The sequence below is a fragment of the Acuticoccus sp. genome (assembly GCF_965213555.1).
Taxonomy (GTDB): domain Bacteria; phylum Pseudomonadota; class Alphaproteobacteria; order Rhizobiales; family Amorphaceae; genus Acuticoccus.
In genome coordinates this window covers 1,513,880-1,535,736 of sequence record NZ_OZ243890.1, presented here as the reverse complement: position 1 = coordinate 1,535,736, position 21,857 = coordinate 1,513,880, and the positions used below count along the sequence as shown (strand labels likewise).

Sequence of the window (21,857 nt, the reverse complement as noted above, 5' to 3'; positions counted from 1 at the left end):
ACCACGGCCGCGTCGCCGCGCACGGCCTTCGGCTGGCTTCAGCGGGTGCGACCCCATCGATCGTTTGGCGTTGCGCGGCTCGCAGAGCACCACTAGTCTCGACACAAACTCGGCGCGCGGACGGGTCAACCACGGTAGTTCCGGGGATGATCCAAGGTATCGCGATGCGTCGCTGAAGCATAAAGGTGTCAGGGGAGGGAGAAGATGGCGACCAAGAATGATCACGACCGCGTCGTCCACACCGTCGCCGGTCAGAAGATCCGGCGCCGCGACGTGGTCAAGGCAGGCCTCGCCGGGGTGAGCCTTGCGGCCACCGCAGGGCTCACCACCGGCGCCATGGCGCAGAGCCCGGAGTTCCGTTTTAGGATGCAGTCCTTCCTCGGCCCGGGGACCACGGAGTGGGACGTGCTGGTGCCGCGCTACGTGGAGCGCGTCCGCGAGATGTCGGGCGGGCGCATCGAGATCCAGGCCTTTCCGCCGGGCGCCATCGTCCCGACCTTCGAGATGCTCGACGCCGTCGGCAAGGGCGTGGTCGAGATCGGCTATGCCGCACAGGTCTACTGGCGCGGCACGATCCCCTTCACGCTGTGGACCTGGGGCGTCCCCTTCGCGTTCACCGCGCTCGACCACTATGACTACCTGTGGCACGAGACGGACCTCTTGAGCATCGTGCGCGAGGCCTTCGCCGAACAGAACCTTCACTTCCTCGGGCCGGTCTACTCAGACGAGTGGGGCGCGACCATGTCGCGCGAGAAGATGACCCGCCTGTCCGACTTCGACGGCGTGAAGATCCGCAGCTTCGGCCTCGGCGCCGAGATCTGGAAGGCGCAGGGCGCCTCGATCGTCACCATCCCTGGCGAAGAGCAGTACACCGCCATGTCCACGGGGGTGATCGACGCGTCGAACTGGGGCTCGCCGGACGGCTTCATGGCTGTGAAGCTGCACGAGGTGGCGAAGTTCTACCTCGGCCCGTCGCTCATCAAGTTCGACATGGAAGACCAGTTCATGAACATGCGGGCCTATGAGAGCCTGCCGGACGACCTCAAGACCGTCATGAACCTTGCCACCCGGGTCTATGCCCTGGAGCGCGCGTCCACCTCGACGTTCAACAGCGCTCGTGCGGTGCAGATCATGAAGGACGCCGGCGTGGAGTTCAACGCGCTGCCGCCCGAGGACATCGAGGAGATGAAGCGCATCTCCGCCGAAGCGCTCGAGCGGATGGCGGGGGATGACGAGGACACGCAGCGGGTCCTCGAGATCATCTTCGAGACGCGCGACACCCTCGCCCAGCGCCCCGCGAACATCTGATCGCAGCCAAGCGTCCAAACCCCTGCGCGACGGCCGGGCCGCGCGCAGGGACCCCCCGGACCCGGTGATGGAGCCACGATGCTTGCCATCGTAAGAGCCGCCGTGCGGTCGATCGACGGGCTGAACGGCATCGTCGGACGCGTCGCGGCGCTGTCGCTGCTCGTCCTGATCGCCCTCGTGGTGTGGGAGGTGACGCTGCGGTACGCGTTCGCCGCGCCCACCACCTGGGGCAACGAGCTGATCTCCTACATCTTCGCCGGCTACATCCTGCTGGGCGGCGGCTACACGCTGCTCCACCGCGACCACGTGGCCATGGACATCGTCTACTCGAACCTTCGCCCACGGGTGCAGGCGACCCTCGACGTGCTGACCGCCGGCTTCGTCATCATCTTCTGCTTCGTGCTCCTCCAGCAGACCTCGATCATGGCAAGCGAGGCGCTGGAACGCGGCCAACGCGCCGGGACCGACTGGGGCCCGCCGCTTTTCCCCATCTACGCGGTGCTCGCTACGGGGGCGCTGCTCATCCTGCTGCAGGCCATCGCCAAGCTCCTGCGCGACCTCCACATGGCCCTGACCGGGCAGCCGCTGCTGCCGGGTCACAGCTCCACCTCGGAAGTTGTTCCCACGCCGTGAGCATCGAACTCATCACGCTCATCCTGTTCGGGTCGTTCGTGGTCCTGATGGTCGCGGGCGTGCCTTTGGTGTTCGCGCTCGGCGGCTCTGCGGTGGTGGGCACCTACTTCCTGTGGGGTCCAAACGCGCTCTACGCGCTCGGCATCCAGACCTTCAGCTCGGCGACGAGCTTCGTGCTCCTGGCGATCCCGATGTTCATCTTCATGGGCTCGATGCTGGAGCGATCGGGCATCGCGGCCGACCTTTACGCGATGATGCAGAAGTGGTTGGGCGCGCTGAACGGGGGGCTCGCCGTCGGCACGGTCTTCGTGTGCACGATCTTCGCCGCGCTGGTCGGGGTCAGCGGCGCGGCGACGGTGACCATGGGGATGGTCGCGCTGCCTTCGATGCTGAAGCACAATTACAGCAAGAGCCTCAGCCTGGGTTGCATCGCAGGCGGCGGCGCCCTCGGCGTGCTCATCCCGCCCAGCGTCATGATGATCGTGCTGGGGCTCTACACCAACACGTCGGTGGGGATGCTCTTCCTCGGCGGCATCACCGCCGGGCTTGTCATCGTCGCCCTGTTCACGATCTACATCCTCATCCTGTGCGCGATCCGGCCGGAGCTCGGCCCTGCGCTGCCGCAGGCCGAGCGGGCCAACTGGCGCGAGCGGTTCGTCGCCCTGCGCTCGGTCATCCTGCCGCTTCTTCTGATCGCGCTCGTGCTCGGAAGCATCATCGCCGGCGCTGCGACCCCCAGCGAGGCGGCCGGCCTCGGGGCCTTGGGCGCGATGGTCTGCGCGCTCGCCAAGGGCCAGCTCAACTGGACGACGGTCTACGAGGCCTGCAAGATCACCTTGCGCCTCAGCTGCATGGTCATGTGGATCGTCTTCGCGGCAGCGATCTTCACCTCGCTCTACGCCGCCGTGGGTGCCGACCGACTGGTGAGCGACGCGCTGTCGGTGCTTCCCGGCGGCCGGTGGGGTGTGCTGTTCGGCATGCAGGTGATCTGGCTCCTGATGGGGTGCTTCCTCGATCCCATCGGCATCATGATCCTCACCACGCCGCTCTTCTTCCCCATCGCGACGAACCTTGGCTTCGACCCGGTGTGGCTCGGCGTCCTCTTCATCGTGAACATGGAGATGGCGTTCCTGACGCCGCCGTTCGGCTTCAACCTCTTCTACCTACGCAGCGTGGTGCCGGCGAGCGTCACCATGGCCGACATCTACAGGTCAGTCTTTCCCTTCGTGCTCCTTCAAGCGACCGCCCTGCTCCTCATGGTGATCTTCCCGGCGCTGATCACCTGGTTGCCTTACGAGTTGCTGCGCTGAACGGGCGCCATCATGTCGACAAGGCTGCGAGGTGGTCGGCGAAGGACGAGGCGGCACGCGATCGACCGTCCCTCGGAAAGGCGGTCACACCGTGTGCGCCCAGCCCTCCTGCACGATGCGGTAGCTGCCGCCATCGCGTGCGACGTTGGCGAAGCCGGGGAAGTGGACGTGCATGCCCGCGACGGGGATCTCCTCCGCCGACACCATCTCGAGGATCCTGCGGCGCGAGGCGATGGCGCCCTCGGGGTCCCAGTCGAACACCATCGTCGTGTCGGGCCGGGGCACCTGGATGCCGGGGACGTGAACGGTGTCTCCCCAGATGAGGAGGCTGTCGCCGCCCGAGGTGATGAGGTAGCCGGTGTGCCCTGGCGTGTGGCCGGGAAGCGGCACCGTCGTCACGCTCGGCAGCACCTCGCCGCCCGCGGCCGGCGTCCAGCGCAGGCGGTCCCTGTAGGGCGCGACGTGCGCACGGCTCCAGGTGAAGTACCGCTTGCGCCGCCGCTCGTCGACGGCCGCGGCGATGGCGTCGTCGTGCCAGAGCTTGTAGTCGGCCTCGCCGACGACGACCTCCGCGTTGGGGAAGAACGCGTTGCCCGCGGGGTCGATGAGGCCGCCGGAGTGGTCCGGGTGCATGTGGGTCAGCAGCACGGTGTCGACGTCCTCCGGCGCGACACCGGCGGCCGCCATGTTCTTCGGGAGCTGGCCGAGCGTGTCGCCCATGCAGTCCGACGAGCCGGTGTCGACGATCGCCGTGCGGCCGCCGCTGCGTACCAGGAAGGCGTTGACCGAGATCCGTGGCGGGTAGGGTTGGAGGCCACCCACCAACACCGCCTTCGCCTCGTCCTCCGAGAGGTTGCGGAAGACGTCGCAGGAGGCGTCGAGGTAGCCGTCCGACAGCGCGGTGACGAGGGTGTCACCGACGCGCCGGTGATAGACGCCCGGAACCTGTTCTGCGGGGAGCATCAGCGGCCCACGAAGCTCGGCGTGCGCTTTTCGTTGAAGGCGTTGACGCCTTCGCTTCGGTCCTGCGTCGGCACCATGCGATTGTAGGCCTCGATCTCGTAGGCGAGACCGTCCCACAAGCTCATGTCGAGACCGCGGTTGATCGACTGCTTGATCTGCCGCGTGGAGATCGGCGCGTTGGTGGCGATGCGCTTGGCCGTCTCGACGGCGGCTGGCACCAGGTCGTCCGGCTGGCAGACGCGGTTGACGAGGCCCCAGCGCTCGCCCTCCTCCGCCGTGAACGGGCTGCCGGTGAGGAGCACCTCCTTGGCGCGCCGCGCGCCCATCGCGCGGGCCATGTTCTGCGTGCCGCCGGCGCCGGGCATGATGCCGAGCGTCACCTCCGTCAGCGCAAAGCGGGCGTTCGTCGACGCGTAGACGAAGTCGCACGCGGCGGCGATCTCGCAGCCTCCGCCGTAGGCCGCGCCGTTCACCGCCGCGATGACGGGGATCGGGCATCCGACGAGCGAGCGCACCATGCGCTCGAAGATCGCATGCTGGGTCTGCCACATCTCGTCGCTCATGCCGCGCCGCTCCTTGAGGTCGCCGCCGGCGCAGAAGGCCTTGTCGCCTTGCCCGGTCATGACGATGCAGCGCGCGCCGTCGGTCGTCACCTGCATGCGCTCGAACACGGCCATCAGGTCGAGGCCCATCTGTGTGTTCATCGCGTTGCGGGCCTCCGGCCGGTCGAGCGTCACGAGGAGGACGTGCTCCTCCGGGCGGTGCAGCGCGATGGTCGTAAGGCCGGTGACCTCGGCCGGCATCGGGATCGTCATGCCTTGGTCCTTTCGTTGTGCTCGCCGAGTGCGGGAGCGGCGGTCCTCGCTCGCGGTCGCTCGCCGTCGAACGTGAGGGGGACGCCCATCAGCCTCAGCCCGTCGACATCGACGGCCATCCCGAGCGCCTCGGTCTGCGGGTGGCGGGCGACCTCGTCGGTGGCGAGCAACGGGCAGTTGGGGACGCCCGCCTCATCGAGTGCGGCGGCGAGGTCGCCCGGCGCCCACGCCGCCACCCTCTCGGCGATCATCGGCAGCAGCACGTCGCGGTTGAAGACGCGCCCGGCGTTGGTCGCGTAGGCCGGATCGTCGGCGAGGCCGAGGCCGAGCACCCGGTCGAGTCGCCGGAACAGGCGGTCGGTGCCCGCCGCGATCATCAGCCAGCCGTCCTTGGTCTCGAACGCCTGGTAGGGGCAGATCTCGCCGACGCCAGAGCCGTAGGGGCGGCGCACGTCGCCGGTCGCCTCGTAGCCAGCGAGGGGGATCGTCATCCACGCGAGGCCGGTCTCGAACAGGGAGGTGGACATGCGCGTGCCCTTGCCCGTCCGCTCGCGGGCGACGAGCGCCGAGAGCATCCCGATGACGCTCCACATGCCCGAGCCCATGTCGACAAGCGACACGCCGACGCGCACCGGCGGGCGGCCGTACTCGCCCGTCACCGACATGATGCCGGACGTCGCCTGCGCCAGCGGGTCGTAGCCGGGCTTGGACTTCAGCGGGCCGACCGCGCCGAACGCGCCGAGATCGCACCACACGAGACGCGGATTCTGCGCCATCACACCTGCGACGTCGAACTCGTACTTCTCGAGCAGGCCGGGGCGCAGGTTCTGGATCACGCCGTCCGCCGTCGCCATCAGCGCGCGCAGGCGGGCGCGCTCCGCCGGGTCAGCGTAGTCGATGGTAATGCCCTCCTTGCCGCGATTGAGCGCGGCGAAGGCGCTCGCGGTGTCGTGCCAGAAGGGCGGGCCCCACCCGCGTGCGGTGTCGCCCTTGTCCGGGTTCTCGACCTTCACGACGCGCGCGCCGAGATCGGCGAGGATCATGCCGGCGTACGGCGCGGCGACGCTGTGGCCGAGCTCGACGATCATCATCCCGGCGAGCGGCCGCGCCCCTTCGGCAGCGCCCGTCGCAGGCGCGGTTGTGGCGTCCATCCCTGACCTCTTCTTGTCTTGCCGCACCCTAGTGTCGGGCCTCTCGCTCGGTCAATGTAACGTTTCACCGTCCTCGGACCGGCCGACGAGACGGGTCAACCATCCGCAAGAGGAGGGATCGATGTGAACCGTTTCGCCTGGAAGCATGAATTCTTCCCCGTGGCGCAGCGCTTCGCGCCGCTCACTGCCCTCGTCGATGCGCAGGGCAGCCTCACCTTCGCTGAGCTGTTCGACCGGGCTGCAGGCATCGCCGCGAAGCTGATCGCGGACGGGATCGGCCCGGGGGACATGGTGGCGAGCCTCATGCCCAACGGGCGCGACGCGGTCGCCGTGCACTACGCCGTATCGATGACGGGTGCGTGCGAAGCGCCGATCAACACCGCGCTCTCGGCGGAGGAAGTCGCGCACTGCGCAGACCTCGTCGGCGCATCACTCTTCGTGACGGTGCCAGCGCTCGCCGACCGAGCAGGTGGGCTACCGGTGATCGACCCGAGCGGCATCGCGCCGGCGCGGCTGATGGATCTGCCGGCCGTCGCCGTCTCGCCGGACGACTGGTGCCGTGTTGCCTTCACATCGGGCACGACGGGCAAGCCGAAGGGCATCGCGCACTCCCACGGCGGGCGCTGGCGCGCCAACATCCTGCTCCGCGCGACGCTGCCGCTGGCGGCGACGCCGGGCCGCAACGTCCTCCTGATGACGCCGTACTCCCACGGCGCAAGCCTGATGGCGCAAGCCTTCCACGACACCGGCGCGGCGGTGACGCTGCTCCGCGGCGTGGACGAGCCGCGCGTCCGCGCCGCGCTCGAGGATCGAATGGTGGACCAGATCTTCGCCTCGCCCACCGTTCTCGTGAAGCTGTGCGAGATCTTCGCCGGCCGCGTCTTCGACCACATTCGCGCGATCTATACCGGCACCGCGCCCTTGCCGCGCGAGGTCTACCAAGCCGCGAGGGCGATCTTCGGCCCGGTCGTGCGCATCACCTACGGCAAGTCGGAGACCTACAACCCCATCACCGTCCTGACACCAGAGGAGACCGACCGGTGGTACGACGATCCACGCTCGGCCGTGACCGCGTGCGTCGGCTGGCCCGCGAGCGGGGTCGAGATCATGCTGGGCGACCCCGACGAGGGCGAGGAAGGGCCGCCCGCGGACGGGCCGGTGCCGCGGCCGATCCTCCTGCGCACGCAGCACATGCTGGCAGCGGAGATCGGCCCGAAGGGCGTCGAGGTGCGCCCGCCCGAAGCCCTGCACCGCACCGGCGACCTCGGCTATCTGGACGAGCTGGGCCGCCTGCACCTTGTGGGACGGGAGGCGGACGTCATCAAGACCGGCGGCTACCGCGTGACTCCGGACGAGATCGAGGGGGCCCTCCGCGGGGCGATGCCGGGGGGCGAGCTCATCGTCCTGTCGCTGCCGTCCTCTTACTGGGGCGAGGTCATCACCGCGGTCGCAGCCGGCGCGCCAGACGGCTGGCGCGAGGCGCTGGTGGGCGCGATGGGGCGTCTGTCCAAGCACAAGCGCCCACGGCTGTTCGCGCAGGTGGACGCCATCGCCCGCAACGGCCTCGGCAAGGTCGTGCGCGGGCGCACCCGCGAGGCGGTGCTGGCGCGCTACGACTTCATCGACGGACGTTATCCCGACCTGCGCCTCCGCGGGTGACGGGGGAGACATGCGCAAGCGATCGGACAACGCCACCATCAGGGACGTCGCGAAGGAGGCGGGCGTCTCCATCGGCACCGCCTCGCGCGTCATCAACGGCAAGGCCACCGTCCGGCCCGAGATCCGCAACGCCGTCCTCATTGCCATCGAGCGGCTCAACTTTCGGCCCAACGCGCTCGCCCAGTCGATGCGCCGTCGCTCCTCGCAGCTCGTCGGTTGCATCATCCGCGAGATCAACGTGCCCGCGCTGGCGGACTTCGTGCGCGCGCTGCACGACGTGCTCGACCAGGCGGGCTACTCGCTGGTCATCTCGAACTCCGAGGGGCTGCGCGAGAGGGAGATGGAGCTGATCGCCCGGCTCGGGCGCCTGCAGTCGGATGGACTGATCCTCGGCCCCTACACGCCCGTGGACGCGACGTTCGAGAAGGCGCTCCTCGATTTCGCAGGCCCCATCGTCCTCGTCGACCGCAGCGAGCCGGCGTGGGCGGACGCGGTGATGGCCGACCATGCCGGGTCCGTCGACTGCGCGACCACGCGCCTCCTGGAGCTCGGTCACCGCCGCATCGTGCTTCTGACGGGGCAGTCGATCATCTTTCCCGCGCGCGAGCGAGTGCGCGGCTACCGTGCCGCATTCCTGCGAGCCGGCATCCCGGTCGACGAGACACTAATCCGCACGATCAGCTTCCTCCCCGCGGAGGGGTTCCGCCAGTCCTCGTCGATCCTCGCCAGCGCCGAGCCGCCGACGGCCATCATCGCCGGCGGCATCGACATGCTGCCAGGCGTGCTGCGGGCGATCCGCATGCGCGGCCTGCGCGTGCCGGAAGACGTCTCGGTGGTGGGGTCGGGCGATTCGGAGCTGTCGGAGCTGTACGCTCCGCCGATCGCGCTCCAGCGCTGGGATCAGGCCGAGATCGGGCGGACCGCCGGCCACCTCCTCCTGCGCCGGCTCGAGGGAACCGAGGAGCGGCCGCCCGAGCAAGTCCTCCTTCCGGCCGAGTTCATCGAGCGCGGCTCACTCGCTCCGCCGCGGACGACCTGAGCCGCGCCCCCCGCCCCGCTGCCCCTCCTCGCTGCCCAGCTTGGGTCGGTACGTGACGGCGGCAGCGCTCGTCCTCCCCAACTCATCCCAGCACGAGGTCCGGCAACCACAGCGACAGCGCCGGGACGGCCATCACCGCGACGAGAAGGGCTGCGATGGCGACCACAAACGGCCAGATGCCGGAGATCACCTCCGCCAGCGGCGCCTTCGTGATCGAGGCAAGGACGAAGAGGTTGAGGCCCACCGGCGGCGTCAGCAGCGCCAACTCCATGTTGATGGTGACGATCACGCCGAACTGGATGGGGTCGATGCCGAACGCCGGCAGAAGCGGCAGGAGGATCGGCAGCGCGATCAGGAGGACTGAGAAGACCTCCAGGAACATGCCCAGCACAAACATCAGGAGGTTCACGAACACAAGGAACGCGACCGGGCTGAGGTTCTGCTCCTCCGCGAAGCGCACGATCGCCGCCGTCGCGCCGCTCTCCGTCACCCAATGGCCGAAGATCAGCGCCGTGACGATGATGATGACGATGGTCGCCGCGTTGCGCGCCGCCAGCGCCGTCAACGGCAGGATGTCGAGGACGCCGATGGTGCGGTAGAAGACGAGGCTGACCGCGATGGCCGCCGCCGCCGACAGCGCGGCCGCCTCCGTCACCGTCGCGACGCCGCCGTAGATGCCGCCCAGCACGATGACCGGGATCGACAGCGCAGGGAGGGCACGCAGGTTGACCGCCAGCATGTCGCGCCGATCCGTGCGCGCCGCCTTGCGATAGCCGCGCCGCTTGGCGATGAAGACGATCACGGCCACGATGAGCAGCGCCTGGATGAGCCCCGGCACCACGCCGGCGAGGAAGAGGCGCGGAATGGATTGGTCGGCGAGCACTCCGTAGACGACCATCGCAAGGCTCGGCGGGATGAGGATGCCGAGCGTGCCGGACGAGCCGACGACGCCGGACGCGAACGGGCGGTCGTAGCCCTCGCGCAGCATCGCTGGAACGAGGATCGTGCCCATCGCGAGCGCGGTCGCCACCGACGAGCCGCACATCGCGGCGAAGATGGTGCAAGCGAGGACGCACACGATGCCGAGCCCGCCGCGGATGTGGCCGACCCAGGTCAGCGCGGCGTCGATCAGCGCCTTGGCGACGCCGCCGCGCTCCATGAACGTCGCCGCGACGACGAAGAACGGCACCGCGATCAGCGTCTGCGAGTTGAGCTCGTCGACGATCTTCTGCGTGACCGCGATCATCGGCGTGCCGCTCGCCCACAGGAGCGCGGCCGCTGTGATGCCGAGGACGAGGTAGATCGGGAAGCCGAGGATCAGCAGGCCGCCCCCGACGGCGATGAGACCGTTCATGCCGGATCGTCCTTCGGGTCGGTGTGGCCTTCGGGTGCGCCCGTCAGGATCGCGATGGCTGCCACGGCATGCCCAAGCGCCATCGCGACTGCCGCAACCGGCAGGCACGAGTAGTAGATCCACAGCGGGAAGCGCAGCGTGGTGGCGGACACGTCGCCGAAGTCCCACGCCTCGTAGGCGACGCGGTAGCCGAACCAGGCGAGGAAGAGGGCGAAGGCGACGCCGACGAGGTTGGCGAGCACGTCGAGCGCCCGCTGCGCGCTGACAGGCATGAGTTGGACGACGAGGTCGGCGCGGATGTGCTGGCGCTCGCGCGTGACGGTCCCCACGGCGAGAAGCACGCCCCACATGACCATGTAGACCGTGACTTCCTCGGTGATGTACGGCGCGAACTCAGGCGCGAGCCATCGCGCGAGCACGGTGTACATGATGAGGATCAGCGCGCCGGCGACGAGGCCGCCGGCGATCAGCGCTTCGACCGCGCCCCAGACGCGCATCAGCGTGCCCGGCACGCCCCCCGTGCGGCTTGGACGGGCGGCGTCGTCCGTCCGGCCGGGTGTGGCGTCAGTCACCGATGCGTGCCGATTACTACAGCGCGCCGGCGTCCCTGAGGGCGTTCTGCGCCGTCTCCACGAGCTCTGGGTCGATGCCCATCTCCTCGACGAGGCCCGCCTGGAGCGGCATCAGCTTCTCGCGCGCGGCGGCAAGCTCCTCGGCGGACGGGGTGACGATCGTGATGCCGTGCTCCTCGTTGATGCGCATGGCCTCGGTCTGCGCCTCGGCAGCCGCCTTGCGCTCCTCGGCCGCCACCTCGGCCCACACCTCGGTGATCGCGGTCCGCGTCTCCTCGTCGAGGCCGTCCCAGAAGCTGGAGGCGATCATCGGCACGTACTGCGCGAAGTACTGGCGGTCGTCGTAGGCGTATGACAGGCCCGAATCCCAGAGCTGGGCGGACTTGATCGACTCGTGGGACGAGGTAACCGCGTCGACGGTCTTCGACGACAGGGCGAGCGGCACGTCCGGCCAGGCGATCGCGTTCGGGATGCCGCCGAGACCTTCGATCCGCTTGGCGTTCGCCGACCCGCCGGGGATGCGAACCTTCATGCCTTCAATGTCGGCCGTGGTCTCGATCGGGTCGGAGACGGTGAAGAAGCTCTGGAAGCCGAGGTCCAGCCACGGGCCTGGAATGTGGACGCGCAGCCGCTCCTCGGTCTTCTCGGCGATCGCCTTGCCGACGTCACCGTCGATCAGCCTGCGGGTGACCTCCTCGTCCTGGCCGTAGAACATCGGCAGCGAGGTGAGCGCGAGCGAGGGCTCGATGCCGTCCAGCACCCACGTCCCGGGGATCGCCATCTCGACCGCGCCCTGGCGCAGCGCGCGCGCCACGTCGCGGTCGCGGAAGAGCTGGGCGGAGGGGTAGACCTCGATGTCGAGCGCGTCCCCGACACGCTCCTTCAGCCGCTCGACGAACATGTCGACGTGCTGGTTGCGCACGTGGTTCGGGTTGGTGTCGAGCGAGATGCGCATCTTGGTCTGCGCCGTCGCAGGCGCGACGAGCGCGGCCGAGACGGCGAGCGTTGCGAGGATGCGGCCGAAGGTTCGTCTGTTCATTCGTTCTCTCCCTGAAAGGGCGCCGTCCTTTCAGTGGACGGTCGCTGAAGGTCGTGCCGCTCGAGCGGGCGGGTCAGCGTTAGCTGGACGCGACGAGCCGAAGCTCGCGAAGGTTGCCGATGTGTTCAAGATCGAGAAGGGCCTCCGCGAGCGCCGCGGCCGCGTCGGCGGACATCACGCGCGTCGCGCAGTCGGTAAACTTCTCGCGCAGCTCGGTGTCGCTCATGCGCCGAGTCCAGCTCCCCTTCGCGGCGCTGACGGGCTCGGCCTCGATGGTCCTCCCCTTCGCGACGACGGTCACGACGTCGTGCGGTGCGAACGGTGTGCCGGGGATCAGCTCGTCGGTGGTGGTGCAGGAGACCTTCTCGATCGCCGCCATCACCTCCGGCCGGCGAACGAACTCGTCGGTCAGCTCGGACAGGCCGACGCGGCGGGCGACGAGCGCGGAGGCCATCGCGAACTCGATGGAGAACTTGGCCTCGAGGCCCGTCTTGGGGCGGGCGTTGCGCAGCATTCGCGCCTGAGTGGAGCCGATGCGCACGCGGATCTCCTCCACGTCGTCGGGCCTGAGGTCGTGCCTTTCCACGAGGTCCAGCATCGCGTCGATGGAGCGGTGCGTGGAGTAGCACAGCGGGTAGCGCTTGACGTCGACGCCGGTGTCGGGCGTGCGCCAGACCGAGCCGAGGGCATGGTCCTTCGCGTTAAGGTCCGGTTCGCCGGAGGGGGAGTGCGCGCGCATGAAGCCGGCCGCGTGCTCCAGCGCGTCGGGCGAGGCGGTGAAGCCTTCCTCCGCGAGGCGCGCGGCGAGGACGCCGGCCTGCGCGGCGCGGCCGGCGTGCAGCGGCTTCGTCATGGTGCCGAAGTTGGCGACGAGGCCGCCCGCGAGCGAGGCGCCGATGGCGATGGCGTTGGCGGTCTCGTCCGCGTCGAGCTTGGCGAGGTGCGCGCAGGCCGCAGCCGCCGCGACGGTGCCCCACGCGGCGGTGGGGTGGAAGCCGCGGTCGTGGAGCTGTCCGGGCTCCAGCGCCTTCATCAGCGCCCAGATCTCGTAGCCGATGACGTAGGCATGGAGCGCGTCGCGGCCGGAGACGCCACGCGACCAGCCTTCGGCGAGGATCGCGGGGGCCAGCACCGTGGAGGTGTGGCCGTCCATCGCCACGTCGTCGTAGTCGAGCGCATGGGCGGCGATGCCGTTGACGAAGGCCGCGTCCTGCGGGGCGAGGTTGCGGCCGGACGGGATCTGCGGCGCGCCGGTGTTGCCTGTGGAAGTCTCCACCATCTTCGCGGCGATGATGGCGGGCGGCTCCATGCTGCCGGCGATCATGACGCCGACGCAGTCGGCGATGCCGATGCGGGCGGCCTCGAGCGCGCCATCCGGCACGTTCTCCAGCGGGTGACGCGCCGCGAACGCGGCGGTCTGGCGGGTCAGTCCTTCCATGGTGGTCACGAGCGTGTCCTCAGTAGGAGCGCGGCAGGCCGAGCACCTTGGTGCTCAAGAACGCCAGGATCATGTTGGTCGAGATCGGAGCCGTCTGGTAGAGCCGTGCCTCGCGCCACTTGCGCTCGACATCGTACTCCTTGGCGTAGGCGAAGCCGCCGAAGGTCTGCATGGTGGCCTCCGCCGCCTGCCACGTCGCCTCGGAGGCGAGCATCTTCGCCATGTTGGCGTCCGGCCCGCACGGCTTTGCGGCGTCGAACAGGGCGGCGGCGCGGCGGCACATCATCTCCGCCGCCTCCAGCGAGGCGTAGGCGCGGGCGAGCGGGAAGGCGATCGCCTGGTTCTGGCCGATGGCGCGGCCGAACACGGAGCGCTCGCCGGCGTACTCGACGCCCTTTTTCAGAAGGTAGCGCCCGTCGCCGATGCACTCCTGCGCCACAAGGATGCGCTCCGCGTTCATCCCGTCGAGGATGTACTTGAAGCCCTTGCCTTCCTCGCCGATGAGGTTCTCAGCCGGGACTTCCATGTTGTCGAAGAAGACTTCCGTGGTGTTGTGGTTGATCATCGCCTGGATCGGCTTGATCTCGCACCCATTGCCCTTCACTTGGTTGAGGTCGACCAGGAAGACGGACAGCCCGTCGGTGCGCTTCTCGCACTCCGATGCGGGCGTCGTGCGGGCGAGGAGGAGCATCATGTCCGAGTAGAGCGCACGGCTTGTCCAGACCTTTTGGCCGTTTACGATGTACTTGTCGCCCTGCCGCTCGGCACGGGTCTTCAGCTGCGTGGTGTCGGATCCGGTGGTCGGCTCGGTGACGCCGAAGGCCTGGAGGCGCAGCTCGCCCGTCGCGATCTTCGGCAGGTAGCGCTGCTTCTGCGCCTCGCTGCCGTGCCGTAGCAGCGTGCCCATGATGTACATCTGCGCGTGCGCCGGGCTTGCTGTGGCGCCGCAGGCGTTGATCTCCTCCAGGATCACCGCGGCCGCGCGCAAGGGGAGCCCGGCGCCGCCGTACTCCTCCGGGATGAGGGCGCCGAGGAAGCCGGACGTCGTCAGCGCCTCGACGAACTCGGACGGGTAGGCGGAGCGCTCCTCCAGCTCGCGCCAGTAGGCTGGCGGGTAGTCCGCGCAGATGCGGCGCACGCTGTCGCGCAGCTCGCCGTAGTCCTCGCCGAGGGTGACGACGACGTCGTCGTCGGCGGCGCTCTGGTTGAACATGTCCATGTCGGTGTTCCTTACGCGGCCTGCGCCGCTGCGGCGTGGAAGCCCTTGGGCAGGCCGGACTGGCTGAGCTGGCCGGCGAAGCGCTCTCCCGGCAACCACGCCTCGACCCGCTCGCGCAGCGCCATGAGCTTGTCGAAGTCGATGCCCGTCGCGAAGCCCATCGACTCGGCGAGGAAGGCCGCGTCCTCCAGGTTGATGTTGCCGGACGCGCCCGGCGCGAACGGGCAACCGCCGAGGCCGCCGACGGAGGCGTCGAAGAAGCGCACGCCGGCCTCGATGCCGGCGGTCATGTTGGCGAGGCCGAGGCCGCGCGTGTCGTGCAGGTGGATGACGATGGGCAGATCGCCGATCTCGCGCTTCACGCCGGCGACGATGCGCTTGACCTGCGCGGGGTTCGCGTAGCCCACGGTGTCGGCGAGGATGATCTCGTCCGCGCCCAGCCCGGCGAGCCGCGAGGCGATCTCGTAGACGCGCGCCTCGGGCACCTCGCCCTGGATGGTGCAGCCAAACGTCGTCGCGATGCCGGCGCCGAGCCTGGTGTCCGGCGCCCCAGCGTTGCGCGCCTCGACGATGCGTTCGAAGTCCTCGATGGAGGCCTCGCTGGGGCGGCGGCTGTTGGCAAGGCTGTGCTCCTCGCTCGCGGACATGACGTAGTTGAGCTTCGGGAAGCCCAGCGCGAGGCCCCGTTCGGCCCCCTTGAGGTTGGGCGTGAGCGCCGAGGGGACGTAGCCGGGGAGGCCGACGACGGCCTCCGCGACATCGCCGGCGTCGGCGAACTGCGGCGACACCTTCGGTGGTACGAGGGAGGTGACCTCCACCTCCGGTACGCCGGCGTCCACGGCGCGCCTGACCCACGCGATCTTGTGCTCGGTCGGCACGATCGCCTTGACGAGCTGGAGACCGTCCCTGGGGCCGACTTCCCTGAGCGTGATTGTTTCGGTGGGGTTCATGGAAGTGTGTCCGACTGTTGTGTCTGCCGGGGCGCGTGCGCGCAGGCCCGTCAAGCCCGGCGGTACCACCCCATAGGCCCGAACGGGGCGGACAAGGTCCCCCTCGATCGTTCCGGATGATGTCTTGATCGCGATCACCCGACGCTATGGGCGTGTTCCGACCAAGTCAATGTAACGTTTCATCGGGCGGCCCATGCGCGAAGGGAGCGCCGCGACCCTTGGATCGCGCTCCGCGAGCGCCGCACGGCATCCGACCACCGTCCCCCACGATCGGGCGCGGCTGATGGTAGGCGACGGGGCCCGTGAGTTCCGCGCCGCGCTCGTCGCGCTGCCGGAGGCGAAGGCGGTCGTGTCGGCCGAGCACTCTTCCGTCGACGGCACGTCGATCGAGGCGTCGGCCTCCATGAAGAGCGTCGCACACGCTACAACAAGGTTGCCGAGGTCGCGCTTGCACGGCGCAGGCGATCGGCGACGACGGCGGCGCTGTCCTGCCAGCGCGTCGCGCGTCGTGCCGCCCGCCGGGCGCCGTCGGCGAGCGCGCTCGCGTGATCGGCGTCGATGAGGACGTCGCGGAGCGCCGCCGCGAGCGCCCCCGCGTCGTCGACCGGCACGAGGCGCCCCGCGTCGGGGGGAACCAAGGTGGCGAGCGCGCCGGCGCGCGTTGCGACCACCGGCAGGCCGGACGCCATGGCCTCGAGGACCGCCATGCCGAACCCCTCGTGGCGAGTGGCGAGGGCGAACACGCTGGCTCGCCGGTGCAGCGCGCGGATGGCATCGTCGTCCACGGCGCCGATGAGCTCGGTGCGAGCGGTGTCCACGATCGCCGCGCGCACCGCCTCGACCGTCCGAGGGGAGCGGTCGAGGGCGCCGACGACGACGGCCCGCCAGTCAAGGTCCACCAGGTGCGACAGCGCCTCGACGAGGACGTCGAACCCCTTGCGCGGCACGACCGCGCCCACCGACACGATGAGGGGCGGCGTGTCGGGCGTGCGGTCCTGATGCCATGCGGCGTCGAGCCCCGGCTCGGCGACGCTGATGACGTCCGCGGGGAGGCCGTAGTCCGCGACGAGGGTGTCGCGCGTCGTCCCGCTGGTGGCGACGACGCCGGCGGCCCGCGCGAGGGCAGCGCGCTCCCTCGCGATGAACGCTGCGACCTCCCCGGGGCGCAGCCCCGACTCCAGCGCCAGCGGATGGTGGACCAGCGCGACCATGGGCGCCGGCCCCTCGAGCGCTTTGGCGGGCATCGCGCCGTAGGCCAGGCCGTCGACGAACGCGACGTCGCCGGGCGGCACGGTGCGCAGCGCGCGGGCGGCCTCCGACACGTCGTCCCCCGACGGCCGGGGGAACGAAGCGGGCAACGTGAGGAGGCGAACCTCGTGTCCGGCCACGCGCAGCTCGTCCGCGATGCGGCGGTCGTAGCGGTACCCACCGGTGGGCGTGTCGAGGTCGCCGGGGACGGCGAACCACACGCGCATGCTAGAGGTCGGCCTCGTACCAGCCCTTGGCGAGGTGCGACTCGGTGAGGGTCACGCGCAGCCGCGACACGCTGCGGCCGTCCTCGCCGAGCCGGTCGGCGGCGAGCTCGGCTCGCAGCGCGTCGAACACCCAGCGGCACAGCGCCTCCGTGGTGCTGCGCCGGTCGTGAAAGTCCGGCAGGTCGTCGAGGTTGCGGTAGGCGAGGGGCTCGAGCACCCGGCGCAGCGCCTCCGTCGCGGCGCCGATGTCCACCACCACGTCGTTGGGGCCGAGGTTGCGCGCGAAGAACGTCGCGTCGACCACGAACGTCGCACCGTGCAACCGCTGCGCCGGACCGAACGCCGGGCCCGGCAGGCTGTGGGCGATCATGACGTGCTCGCGGACCTCGAGGGCGTACATCAATAGCGCAGCGTGATGGCGAGGGCGCCCGTGTCGCCCGCCAGCAGCCGCGGCAGCTCGCGCGGCGCGTCCGCGAGGGCCAGCTCGTGGGTGAAGAGCGCGTCGAGGGCAGCGTCCCCGAGCAGCTCCAGCGCCTTCGCGAGGCGGCGGGCCTGCGTCCAGCGCGGCGCGCGGTGCTGCGGAACCCGTCCCACCTGGGACGAGACGAGGGCGAGCCGTAGGGAGTGGAAGGCCCCTCCGAGCGGTACCGCCGCGGTGCCGGCACCGAGCCAGCCCGCCACGACGATGCGGGCCTCGAGGGCGGCAGCGTCGATGGCGTCCGCGAGGGCCTCGCCGGAGCCCGTGGCGTCGACCACGACGTCGACGCCACGGGGCAGGCGGTCGAGGTCGGCGAAGCGGGCTCCCATGGCTCCCGCGGCGGCGGCCTTGCGCTCGTCGCGGTCGGCGACGGTGACCTCGGTGCCGGGCGTCCGCGCCAGCAGGCGCGCCGCCATGAGGCCGACGACGCCCGCGCCGAGCACCAGCACGCGGTCGCCGGGGCCGGCGCCGGAGTCCCACACCACGTTGAGCGCGGTCTCCATGTTCGCCGCGAGGGTCGCACGTCGCGGCGGAACGCCGTCCGGCACCGGGAGGATGGCCTCGCGCGGGAGGATGACGTGGGTCTGGTGCGGGTGCAGGGCGAAGGCGGTGCGGCCGACCAGGTCGAGCGGTCCCACCTCGACGCGTCCGACGAGCGCGTAACCGTACTTCACCGGGAACGGGAACGCGCCGTCCTGGTGCGGGCAGCGCATGCGCTCGGCCTCGGCCGGAGGGACGCGCCCCTCGAGGACGAGCCGCTCCGTCCCGCGGCTGACCGCGGACCACAGGGCGGCCAGGCGAACCTCACCGTCGCGCGAGGGCGGTATGGGGGCCTCGCGGAGCCCGTAGGTGCCGATCCCCTCGCACCACAGCGACGTGGCGTGCTGGACCCTCCCGTCACTGATCGGCCGCGCTTCCATGTCGCGCATGCGATAGCGCTGCGCCGGCCGACTTGTCGAGCCGCCCACGCGGCGGCCTGCTAGGGAAGGCGGCCGCGTCGGCCGTCCCACGGTCGTCCGGACCGCTCCACGAGGTGCGCTGTCGCCGACCGTCAACCGCGCAGGATGTCCGAAGGGATGCCATGAACACGATCGCGACCTCCATCTCCTCCGCCGCGCCGTCGGACGGCGGGGCGGGGCAAATCACGGCGGACCGGCAGGTGCGGACCCTTCGTCGGCGCAGGCTGGCAGTGCTGGCGCTCAACGGCGCAACGGTCGCTGCGCTTGCCCTCGTGATGGCGCTCCTCCTGGCCCACGACGGCCTCGGCGCGGTGGAGGTCGCCATGGGGCTTGCCTACCTCGTCACGCTGCCGTGGCTGTCCATTGGCTTCTGGAACGCGGTCCTCGGCACGATCCTGATGGCGCGCGGCGCACCGCACGATGACCCGCTCGCGCTGGTGGAGGACCCTGAGGCGCCGATCACGAGCCGGACGGCGGTCGTCATGACGGTGCGCAACGAGGACCCCGAGGCGGCGCTCGGCCGGCTGCGGCTCGTGCAGGACGACCTGAGCGCGACGGGCCTCGGACCCCACGTCGACGTGCACGTGCTGTCGGACACCAGCGACCCGGCGATCGCGCTCGCCGAGGAGAACCTCGTCGCGGCCTGGCGCGCGGCGCGCCCCGATGCCCCGGTGCACTACCGCAGGCGCGCCGACAACGCGGGCTACAAGGCCGGCAACCTCGAGGAGTTCTGCGCCCGCCGCGGCGCAGACTACGATTACCTCCTGCCGCTCGACGCCGACAGCCTGATGTCCGCCGAACTCGTCGCGAGGCTGGTGCGCCTGATGGAGCGTCATCCCCGGATTGGCATCCTGCAGACGCTCGCGGTGGGCACGCCGTCGCGCTCGCTGTTCACCCGCGCGTTCCAGTTCGGCATGCGGCACGGGATGCGCGCCTACACCGCCGGCTCGGTGTGGTGGACGGGCGACTGCGGGCCCTACTGGGGGCACAACGCGCTGATCCGCGTGGCCCCCTTCGCCGAGCACTGCCGGCTTCCGGTGCTGCCCGGGGACGGTCCCCTCGGCGGCCACGTCATGAGCCACGACCAGGTGGAGGCCGTCCTCATGCGCCGCGCCGGCTACCACGTGCGCGTGCTCGCCGAGGAGGGCGGCAGCTACGAGGACAACCCGCCGACGCTGCCGGACTTCATCCGGCGAGAGCTGCGCTGGTGCCGGGGCAACATGCAGTACTTCAAGCTCCTCGCCATGCCGGGGCTCCACGCGGTCAGCCGCGTCCAACTCGCGCTCGCGATCCTCATGTACCTCGCAGCGCCGGCGTGGATGGCGTTCGTGCTGCTCGGCGCGCTCGCGACGATCGCCGGCGGCGTCAGCGTCCCAGCCGGGCTCGGCGTGGCGCTCGTCGTCGTCGTCCTGACGCTGAGCTTCGCGCCGAAGCTCATGGGCCTCGCGGGGGTGCTCGCGAACGGCGCGGAGGCGGCGCGCTACGGAGGGCGAGGCCGCGCCCTGGCCGGCGGGCTGGTCGAGCTCGTCCTGTCGATGCTCATGGCCCCTGCGGTGGCCTTCGCGGTGGCGGTGTTCGCGGTGGGGCTGTTGTTCGGCGTCACGGCCGACTGGCGCGCCCAGCCGCGCTCCGCACGGCGCGTCGGTTGGGGCGAGGCGGCGCGCACCTTCCTGCCGCAGGCGGGCTTCGGGATCGCGCTCGTCGCCATCCTCTCGATCACCGCGCCGCACGTCCTGTGGTTCGCCGCGCCGGTCATCGCAGGGCTCGTGCTCGCGGCCCCGTTCGCCGTGCTGACCGCCGACCCGCGCGTGGGGACGGCCGTCACCCGCCTCGGCGTGTGCGCCATCCCGGAGGAGGCGGACCCGCCGCCGCTCCTCGCGCGGCTCGCCGCAGCGGCGTTCGCGACGGCACCGGCGCCGTCGGAGGGCCGCGGCGCCGAGGCGCCCCCCGTGGCACAGGCCCAGGTCACACCATGTCGGCGATGGTGAAGGGCAGCTTGCGCAGCCGCTTGCCCGTCGCGTGGTGGATCGCGTTGCCGATCGCCGCCGCGGTGCCGACGATGGAGAGCTCGCCGATCCCCTTCACCCCGAGCGGGTTCACGTAGGTGTCCGTCTCGGGGACGATCTCGACGCGGACCTCGCGCACGTCCGCGTTCACCGGGATGAGGTACTCGGCGATGTTGTTGTTGAGGAAGCGCGCCCGCGGAACGTCGACCTCGGTGTGCTCGTGGAGCGCGGAGGAGAGCCCCCACACGAGGCCGCCGAGGAGCTGCGAATGCGCCGTCTTGGCGTTGAGGATCGTGCCCGCGGCGAACGCCCCGTGCAGACGCGGCACGCGGATCTCCTTGGTCCAGCGGTGGACGCGGACCTCGGCGAACTCGGCGCCGAACGCGAACATGGCCATCTTGTCGGTCACGGGCCCGTAGATGCCGAGGCCGCCCTGGTAGCTCTCGGTGATCTTCGAGGGCTCCATGTCGGGGTGGGCGTACTCCCCCTCGACCTCGACCTCCTCGCGCGGCGTCGCGTTGAGCGCCTCCAACAGCGGCATCGATGTGCCGTCCGCGGCGCGTCAAGCGTGCCGTTGTCGAGCGCGATCGATGCGGGGTCCTTGCCGGAGAACGGGTTGCCCTGCGCGGCGGCGAGCGTGCGGGCGACCTCCTGGCCCAGCTTGAGGCAGGTGTTGTGCACTGCGGAGCCAGCGCTCGCCGATGTCACCGAGCCGCCGGAGATCGGCCCCAGCGGCAGCCTCGCCTCGCCGAGTGTGACGTCCACCGCCTCGACCGGCAGGCCGAGCCGCGCCGCGGCGATCTGCGCCATGATGGTGTAGGCGCCGGTGCCGACGTCGTGGGCCGAGAGCTCGACCAGCGCGCGGCCGGTTCCCTGCATCCTGACGCGTGCGGAAGAGGCGGTCATGTGCGTCGGGTAGGTCGCGGTTGCGCAGCCGTAGCCGACGAGCCAGTCGCCGTCCGTCATCGCACCGACGGCGGGGTCGCGGTCCGCCCAGCCGAAGGTCGCAGCGGCCTTGTCGTAGCAAGCGATCAGCGAGCGCGACGACCATGGCACGTCCGTCACCGGATGGCGCTCGGGCTCGTTGATGCGGCGCAGCTCGACGGGATCCATGCCGAGCTTGACCGCAAGCTCGTCCATCGCGCTCTCCGTCGCGAAGAACGTCTGCGTCTCCGCCGGCGCGCGCATGAAGCCCGGCGCGTTGGTGTCGGACCGGGCGATGTCCTCGCGCGTCCTGATGTTGGGGCACGCGTACATCGACCGCGTGATCGGCGTCCCCGCGTTGACCACGGGATCGAACTGGCACGTCTGTCCGAGCTGGATGTGCTCGAAGGCGGTCAGCCTGCCGTCGGCGGTCGCGCCGAGGCGGACCTTCTGGAAGCTCTGCGGCCGGAACGAGGCGACCGTGTACATGTCCCGCCGCGTCACCATCAGGCGAACCGGCATGCGATACCCCCTTCGCCGCCGCGATGGTGAGCGCCGCGTATTG

General features: G+C 70.4%; 20 protein-coding genes. 6 read left to right on the top strand and 14 right to left on the bottom strand.

Translation table 11 applies throughout. The features are described 5' to 3' along the window. Positions 1-204: 204 nt before the first annotated feature. From dctP (ACOOE8_RS07420) to ACOOE8_RS07410, 3 genes are all read left to right on the top strand, one after another. On the top strand, positions 205-1,308 hold the full coding sequence (gene dctP / locus ACOOE8_RS07420) for a TRAP transporter substrate-binding protein DctP (protein ID WP_420394189.1): 1,104 nt from the start codon (positions 205-207) through the stop codon (positions 1,306-1,308). A gap of 102 nt (positions 1,309-1,410) precedes the next feature. Next, entirely contained in the window at positions 1,411-1,941 is a 531-nt protein-coding gene (locus ACOOE8_RS07415; RefSeq protein WP_420394188.1) for a TRAP transporter small permease subunit, read from the top strand. Then, positions 1,938-3,251 (top strand): TRAP transporter large permease, encoded by a 1,314-nt coding sequence (locus ACOOE8_RS07410; protein ID WP_420394187.1) that lies wholly within the window; start codon positions 1,938-1,940, stop codon positions 3,249-3,251. Before ACOOE8_RS07415 ends, ACOOE8_RS07410 begins: the two co-directional genes overlap by 4 nt. A gap of 84 nt (positions 3,252-3,335) precedes the next feature. Here the strand turns inward: ACOOE8_RS07410 and ACOOE8_RS07405 are convergent, their stop codons facing one another. From ACOOE8_RS07405 to ACOOE8_RS07395, 3 genes are read right to left on the bottom strand one after another with little or no spacing between them, the layout of a single operon-like run. Beyond that, complete coding sequence (locus ACOOE8_RS07405) at positions 3,336-4,214, bottom strand: MBL fold metallo-hydrolase (RefSeq protein WP_420394186.1); 879 nt, start codon at positions 4,212-4,214, stop codon at positions 3,336-3,338. Further along, positions 4,214-5,029, bottom strand: a complete 816-nt coding sequence (locus tag ACOOE8_RS07400; protein WP_420394185.1) for an enoyl-CoA hydratase/isomerase family protein — start codon at positions 5,027-5,029, stop codon at positions 4,214-4,216. The genes ACOOE8_RS07405 and ACOOE8_RS07400 overlap by 1 nt, the downstream gene beginning before the upstream one ends. Continuing rightward, positions 5,026-6,180 (bottom strand): CaiB/BaiF CoA transferase family protein, encoded by a 1,155-nt coding sequence (locus ACOOE8_RS07395; protein WP_420394184.1) that lies wholly within the window; start codon positions 6,178-6,180, stop codon positions 5,026-5,028. The genes ACOOE8_RS07400 and ACOOE8_RS07395 overlap by 4 nt, the downstream gene beginning before the upstream one ends. Before the next feature lie 123 nt (positions 6,181-6,303). On the opposite strand from ACOOE8_RS07395, the gene ACOOE8_RS07390 reads away from it, so the two are divergent. Both ACOOE8_RS07390 and ACOOE8_RS07385 read left to right on the top strand, forming a co-directional pair. After that, positions 6,304-7,839, top strand: a complete 1,536-nt coding sequence (locus tag ACOOE8_RS07390) for a class I adenylate-forming enzyme family protein (RefSeq protein WP_420394183.1) — start codon at positions 6,304-6,306, stop codon at positions 7,837-7,839. Between the two features lie 10 nt (positions 7,840-7,849). After that, positions 7,850-8,878: a LacI family DNA-binding transcriptional regulator gene (locus tag ACOOE8_RS07385; RefSeq protein WP_420394182.1), complete on the top strand. Its 1,029-nt coding sequence runs from the start codon at positions 7,850-7,852 to the stop codon at positions 8,876-8,878. Positions 8,879-8,960: 82 nt separating this feature from the next. Here ACOOE8_RS07385 and ACOOE8_RS07380 read toward each other — a convergent pair whose 3' ends face one another. The 9 genes from ACOOE8_RS07380 to ACOOE8_RS07340 all read right to left on the bottom strand — a co-directional run bounded on the left by ACOOE8_RS07380 (position 8,961) and on the right by ACOOE8_RS07340 (position 18,332). After that, positions 8,961-10,232: a TRAP transporter large permease gene (locus ACOOE8_RS07380; RefSeq protein WP_420394181.1), complete on the bottom strand. Its 1,272-nt coding sequence runs from the start codon at positions 10,230-10,232 to the stop codon at positions 8,961-8,963. Further along, a complete protein-coding gene (locus ACOOE8_RS07375) occupies positions 10,229-10,804 on the bottom strand; it encodes a TRAP transporter small permease (protein WP_420394180.1) in 576 nt (191 codons plus the stop codon). Before ACOOE8_RS07375 ends, ACOOE8_RS07380 begins: the two co-directional genes overlap by 4 nt. 16 nt (positions 10,805-10,820) lie before the next feature. After that, positions 10,821-11,843: a TRAP transporter substrate-binding protein DctP gene (dctP, locus tag ACOOE8_RS07370; RefSeq protein WP_420394179.1), complete on the bottom strand. Its 1,023-nt coding sequence runs from the start codon at positions 11,841-11,843 to the stop codon at positions 10,821-10,823. 79 nt (positions 11,844-11,922) lie between these two features. After that, on the bottom strand, positions 11,923-13,281 hold the full coding sequence (locus ACOOE8_RS07365) for an MmgE/PrpD family protein (RefSeq protein ID WP_420394655.1): 1,359 nt from the start codon (positions 13,279-13,281) through the stop codon (positions 11,923-11,925). A 19-nt stretch (positions 13,282-13,300) separates the two neighbouring features. Beyond that, positions 13,301-14,500 (bottom strand): acyl-CoA dehydrogenase family protein, encoded by a 1,200-nt coding sequence (locus tag ACOOE8_RS07360; RefSeq protein ID WP_420394178.1) that lies wholly within the window; start codon positions 14,498-14,500, stop codon positions 13,301-13,303. Between the two features lie 11 nt (positions 14,501-14,511). Further along, a complete protein-coding gene (locus tag ACOOE8_RS07355; RefSeq protein WP_420394177.1) occupies positions 14,512-15,450 on the bottom strand; it encodes a hydroxymethylglutaryl-CoA lyase in 939 nt (312 codons plus the stop codon). Between the two features lie 422 nt (positions 15,451-15,872). Next, positions 15,873-16,925: a glycosyltransferase family 4 protein gene (locus ACOOE8_RS07350; protein WP_420394176.1), complete on the bottom strand. Its 1,053-nt coding sequence runs from the start codon at positions 16,923-16,925 to the stop codon at positions 15,873-15,875. A gap of 1 nt (position 16,926) precedes the next feature. Continuing rightward, on the bottom strand, positions 16,927-17,325 hold the full coding sequence (locus ACOOE8_RS07345; RefSeq protein ID WP_420394175.1) for a 6-pyruvoyl trahydropterin synthase family protein: 399 nt from the start codon (positions 17,323-17,325) through the stop codon (positions 16,927-16,929). After that, complete coding sequence (locus tag ACOOE8_RS07340; RefSeq protein ID WP_420394174.1) at positions 17,325-18,332, bottom strand: zinc-dependent alcohol dehydrogenase; 1,008 nt, start codon at positions 18,330-18,332, stop codon at positions 17,325-17,327. The genes ACOOE8_RS07345 and ACOOE8_RS07340 overlap by 1 nt, the downstream gene beginning before the upstream one ends. 152 nt (positions 18,333-18,484) lie before the next feature. Between ACOOE8_RS07340 and mdoH the strand changes: the two genes are divergently transcribed. Next, positions 18,485-20,350 (top strand): glucans biosynthesis glucosyltransferase MdoH, encoded by a 1,866-nt coding sequence (mdoH, locus tag ACOOE8_RS07335; protein ID WP_420394173.1) that lies wholly within the window; start codon positions 18,485-18,487, stop codon positions 20,348-20,350. On the opposite strand, the gene ACOOE8_RS07330 is transcribed toward mdoH, so the two are convergent. Both ACOOE8_RS07330 and ACOOE8_RS07325 read right to left on the bottom strand, forming a co-directional pair. After that, entirely contained in the window at positions 20,328-20,834 is a 507-nt protein-coding gene (locus ACOOE8_RS07330; protein ID WP_420394172.1) for a molybdopterin cofactor-binding domain-containing protein, read from the bottom strand. The genes mdoH and ACOOE8_RS07330 overlap by 23 nt on opposite strands. Then, positions 20,774-21,814, bottom strand: coding sequence for a xanthine dehydrogenase family protein molybdopterin-binding subunit (locus ACOOE8_RS07325; RefSeq protein WP_420394171.1), 1,041 nt, complete (start codon positions 21,812-21,814; stop codon positions 20,774-20,776). The genes ACOOE8_RS07330 and ACOOE8_RS07325 overlap by 61 nt, the downstream gene beginning before the upstream one ends. Positions 21,815-21,857: the final 43 nt, after the last annotated feature.

Coding starts and splice junctions, on each gene's coding strand:
- dctP (WP_420394189.1), top strand. CDS start 205: ATGGCGACCAAGAATGATCACGACCGCGTCGTCCACACCGTCGCCGGT.
- ACOOE8_RS07405 (WP_420394186.1), bottom strand. CDS start 4,214: ATGCTCCCCGCAGAACAGGTTCCGGGCGTCTATCACCGGCGCGTCGGT.
- ACOOE8_RS07400 (WP_420394185.1), bottom strand. CDS start 5,029: ATGACGATCCCGATGCCGGCCGAGGTCACCGGCCTTACGACCATCGCG.
- ACOOE8_RS07395 (WP_420394184.1), bottom strand. CDS start 6,180: ATGGACGCCACAACCGCGCCTGCGACGGGCGCTGCCGAAGGGGCGCGG.
- ACOOE8_RS07385 (WP_420394182.1), top strand. CDS start 7,850: ATGCGCAAGCGATCGGACAACGCCACCATCAGGGACGTCGCGAAGGAG.
- ACOOE8_RS07380 (WP_420394181.1), bottom strand. CDS start 10,232: ATGAACGGTCTCATCGCCGTCGGGGGCGGCCTGCTGATCCTCGGCTTC.
- dctP (WP_420394179.1), bottom strand. CDS start 11,843: ATGAACAGACGAACCTTCGGCCGCATCCTCGCAACGCTCGCCGTCTCG.
- ACOOE8_RS07365 (WP_420394655.1), bottom strand. CDS start 13,281: ATGGAAGGACTGACCCGCCAGACCGCCGCGTTCGCGGCGCGTCACCCG.
- ACOOE8_RS07360 (WP_420394178.1), bottom strand. CDS start 14,500: ATGGACATGTTCAACCAGAGCGCCGCCGACGACGACGTCGTCGTCACC.
- ACOOE8_RS07355 (WP_420394177.1), bottom strand. CDS start 15,450: ATGAACCCCACCGAAACAATCACGCTCAGGGAAGTCGGCCCCAGGGAC.
- ACOOE8_RS07350 (WP_420394176.1), bottom strand. CDS start 16,925: ATGCGCGTGTGGTTCGCCGTCCCCGGCGACCTCGACACGCCCACCGGT.
- ACOOE8_RS07345 (WP_420394175.1), bottom strand. CDS start 17,325: ATGTACGCCCTCGAGGTCCGCGAGCACGTCATGATCGCCCACAGCCTG.
- ACOOE8_RS07340 (WP_420394174.1), bottom strand. CDS start 18,332: ATGCGCGACATGGAAGCGCGGCCGATCAGTGACGGGAGGGTCCAGCAC.
- mdoH (WP_420394173.1), top strand. CDS start 18,485: ATGAACACGATCGCGACCTCCATCTCCTCCGCCGCGCCGTCGGACGGC.
- ACOOE8_RS07330 (WP_420394172.1), bottom strand. CDS start 20,834: ATGGAGCCCTCGAAGATCACCGAGAGCTACCAGGGCGGCCTCGGCATC.
- ACOOE8_RS07325 (WP_420394171.1), bottom strand. CDS start 21,814: ATGCCGGTTCGCCTGATGGTGACGCGGCGGGACATGTACACGGTCGCC.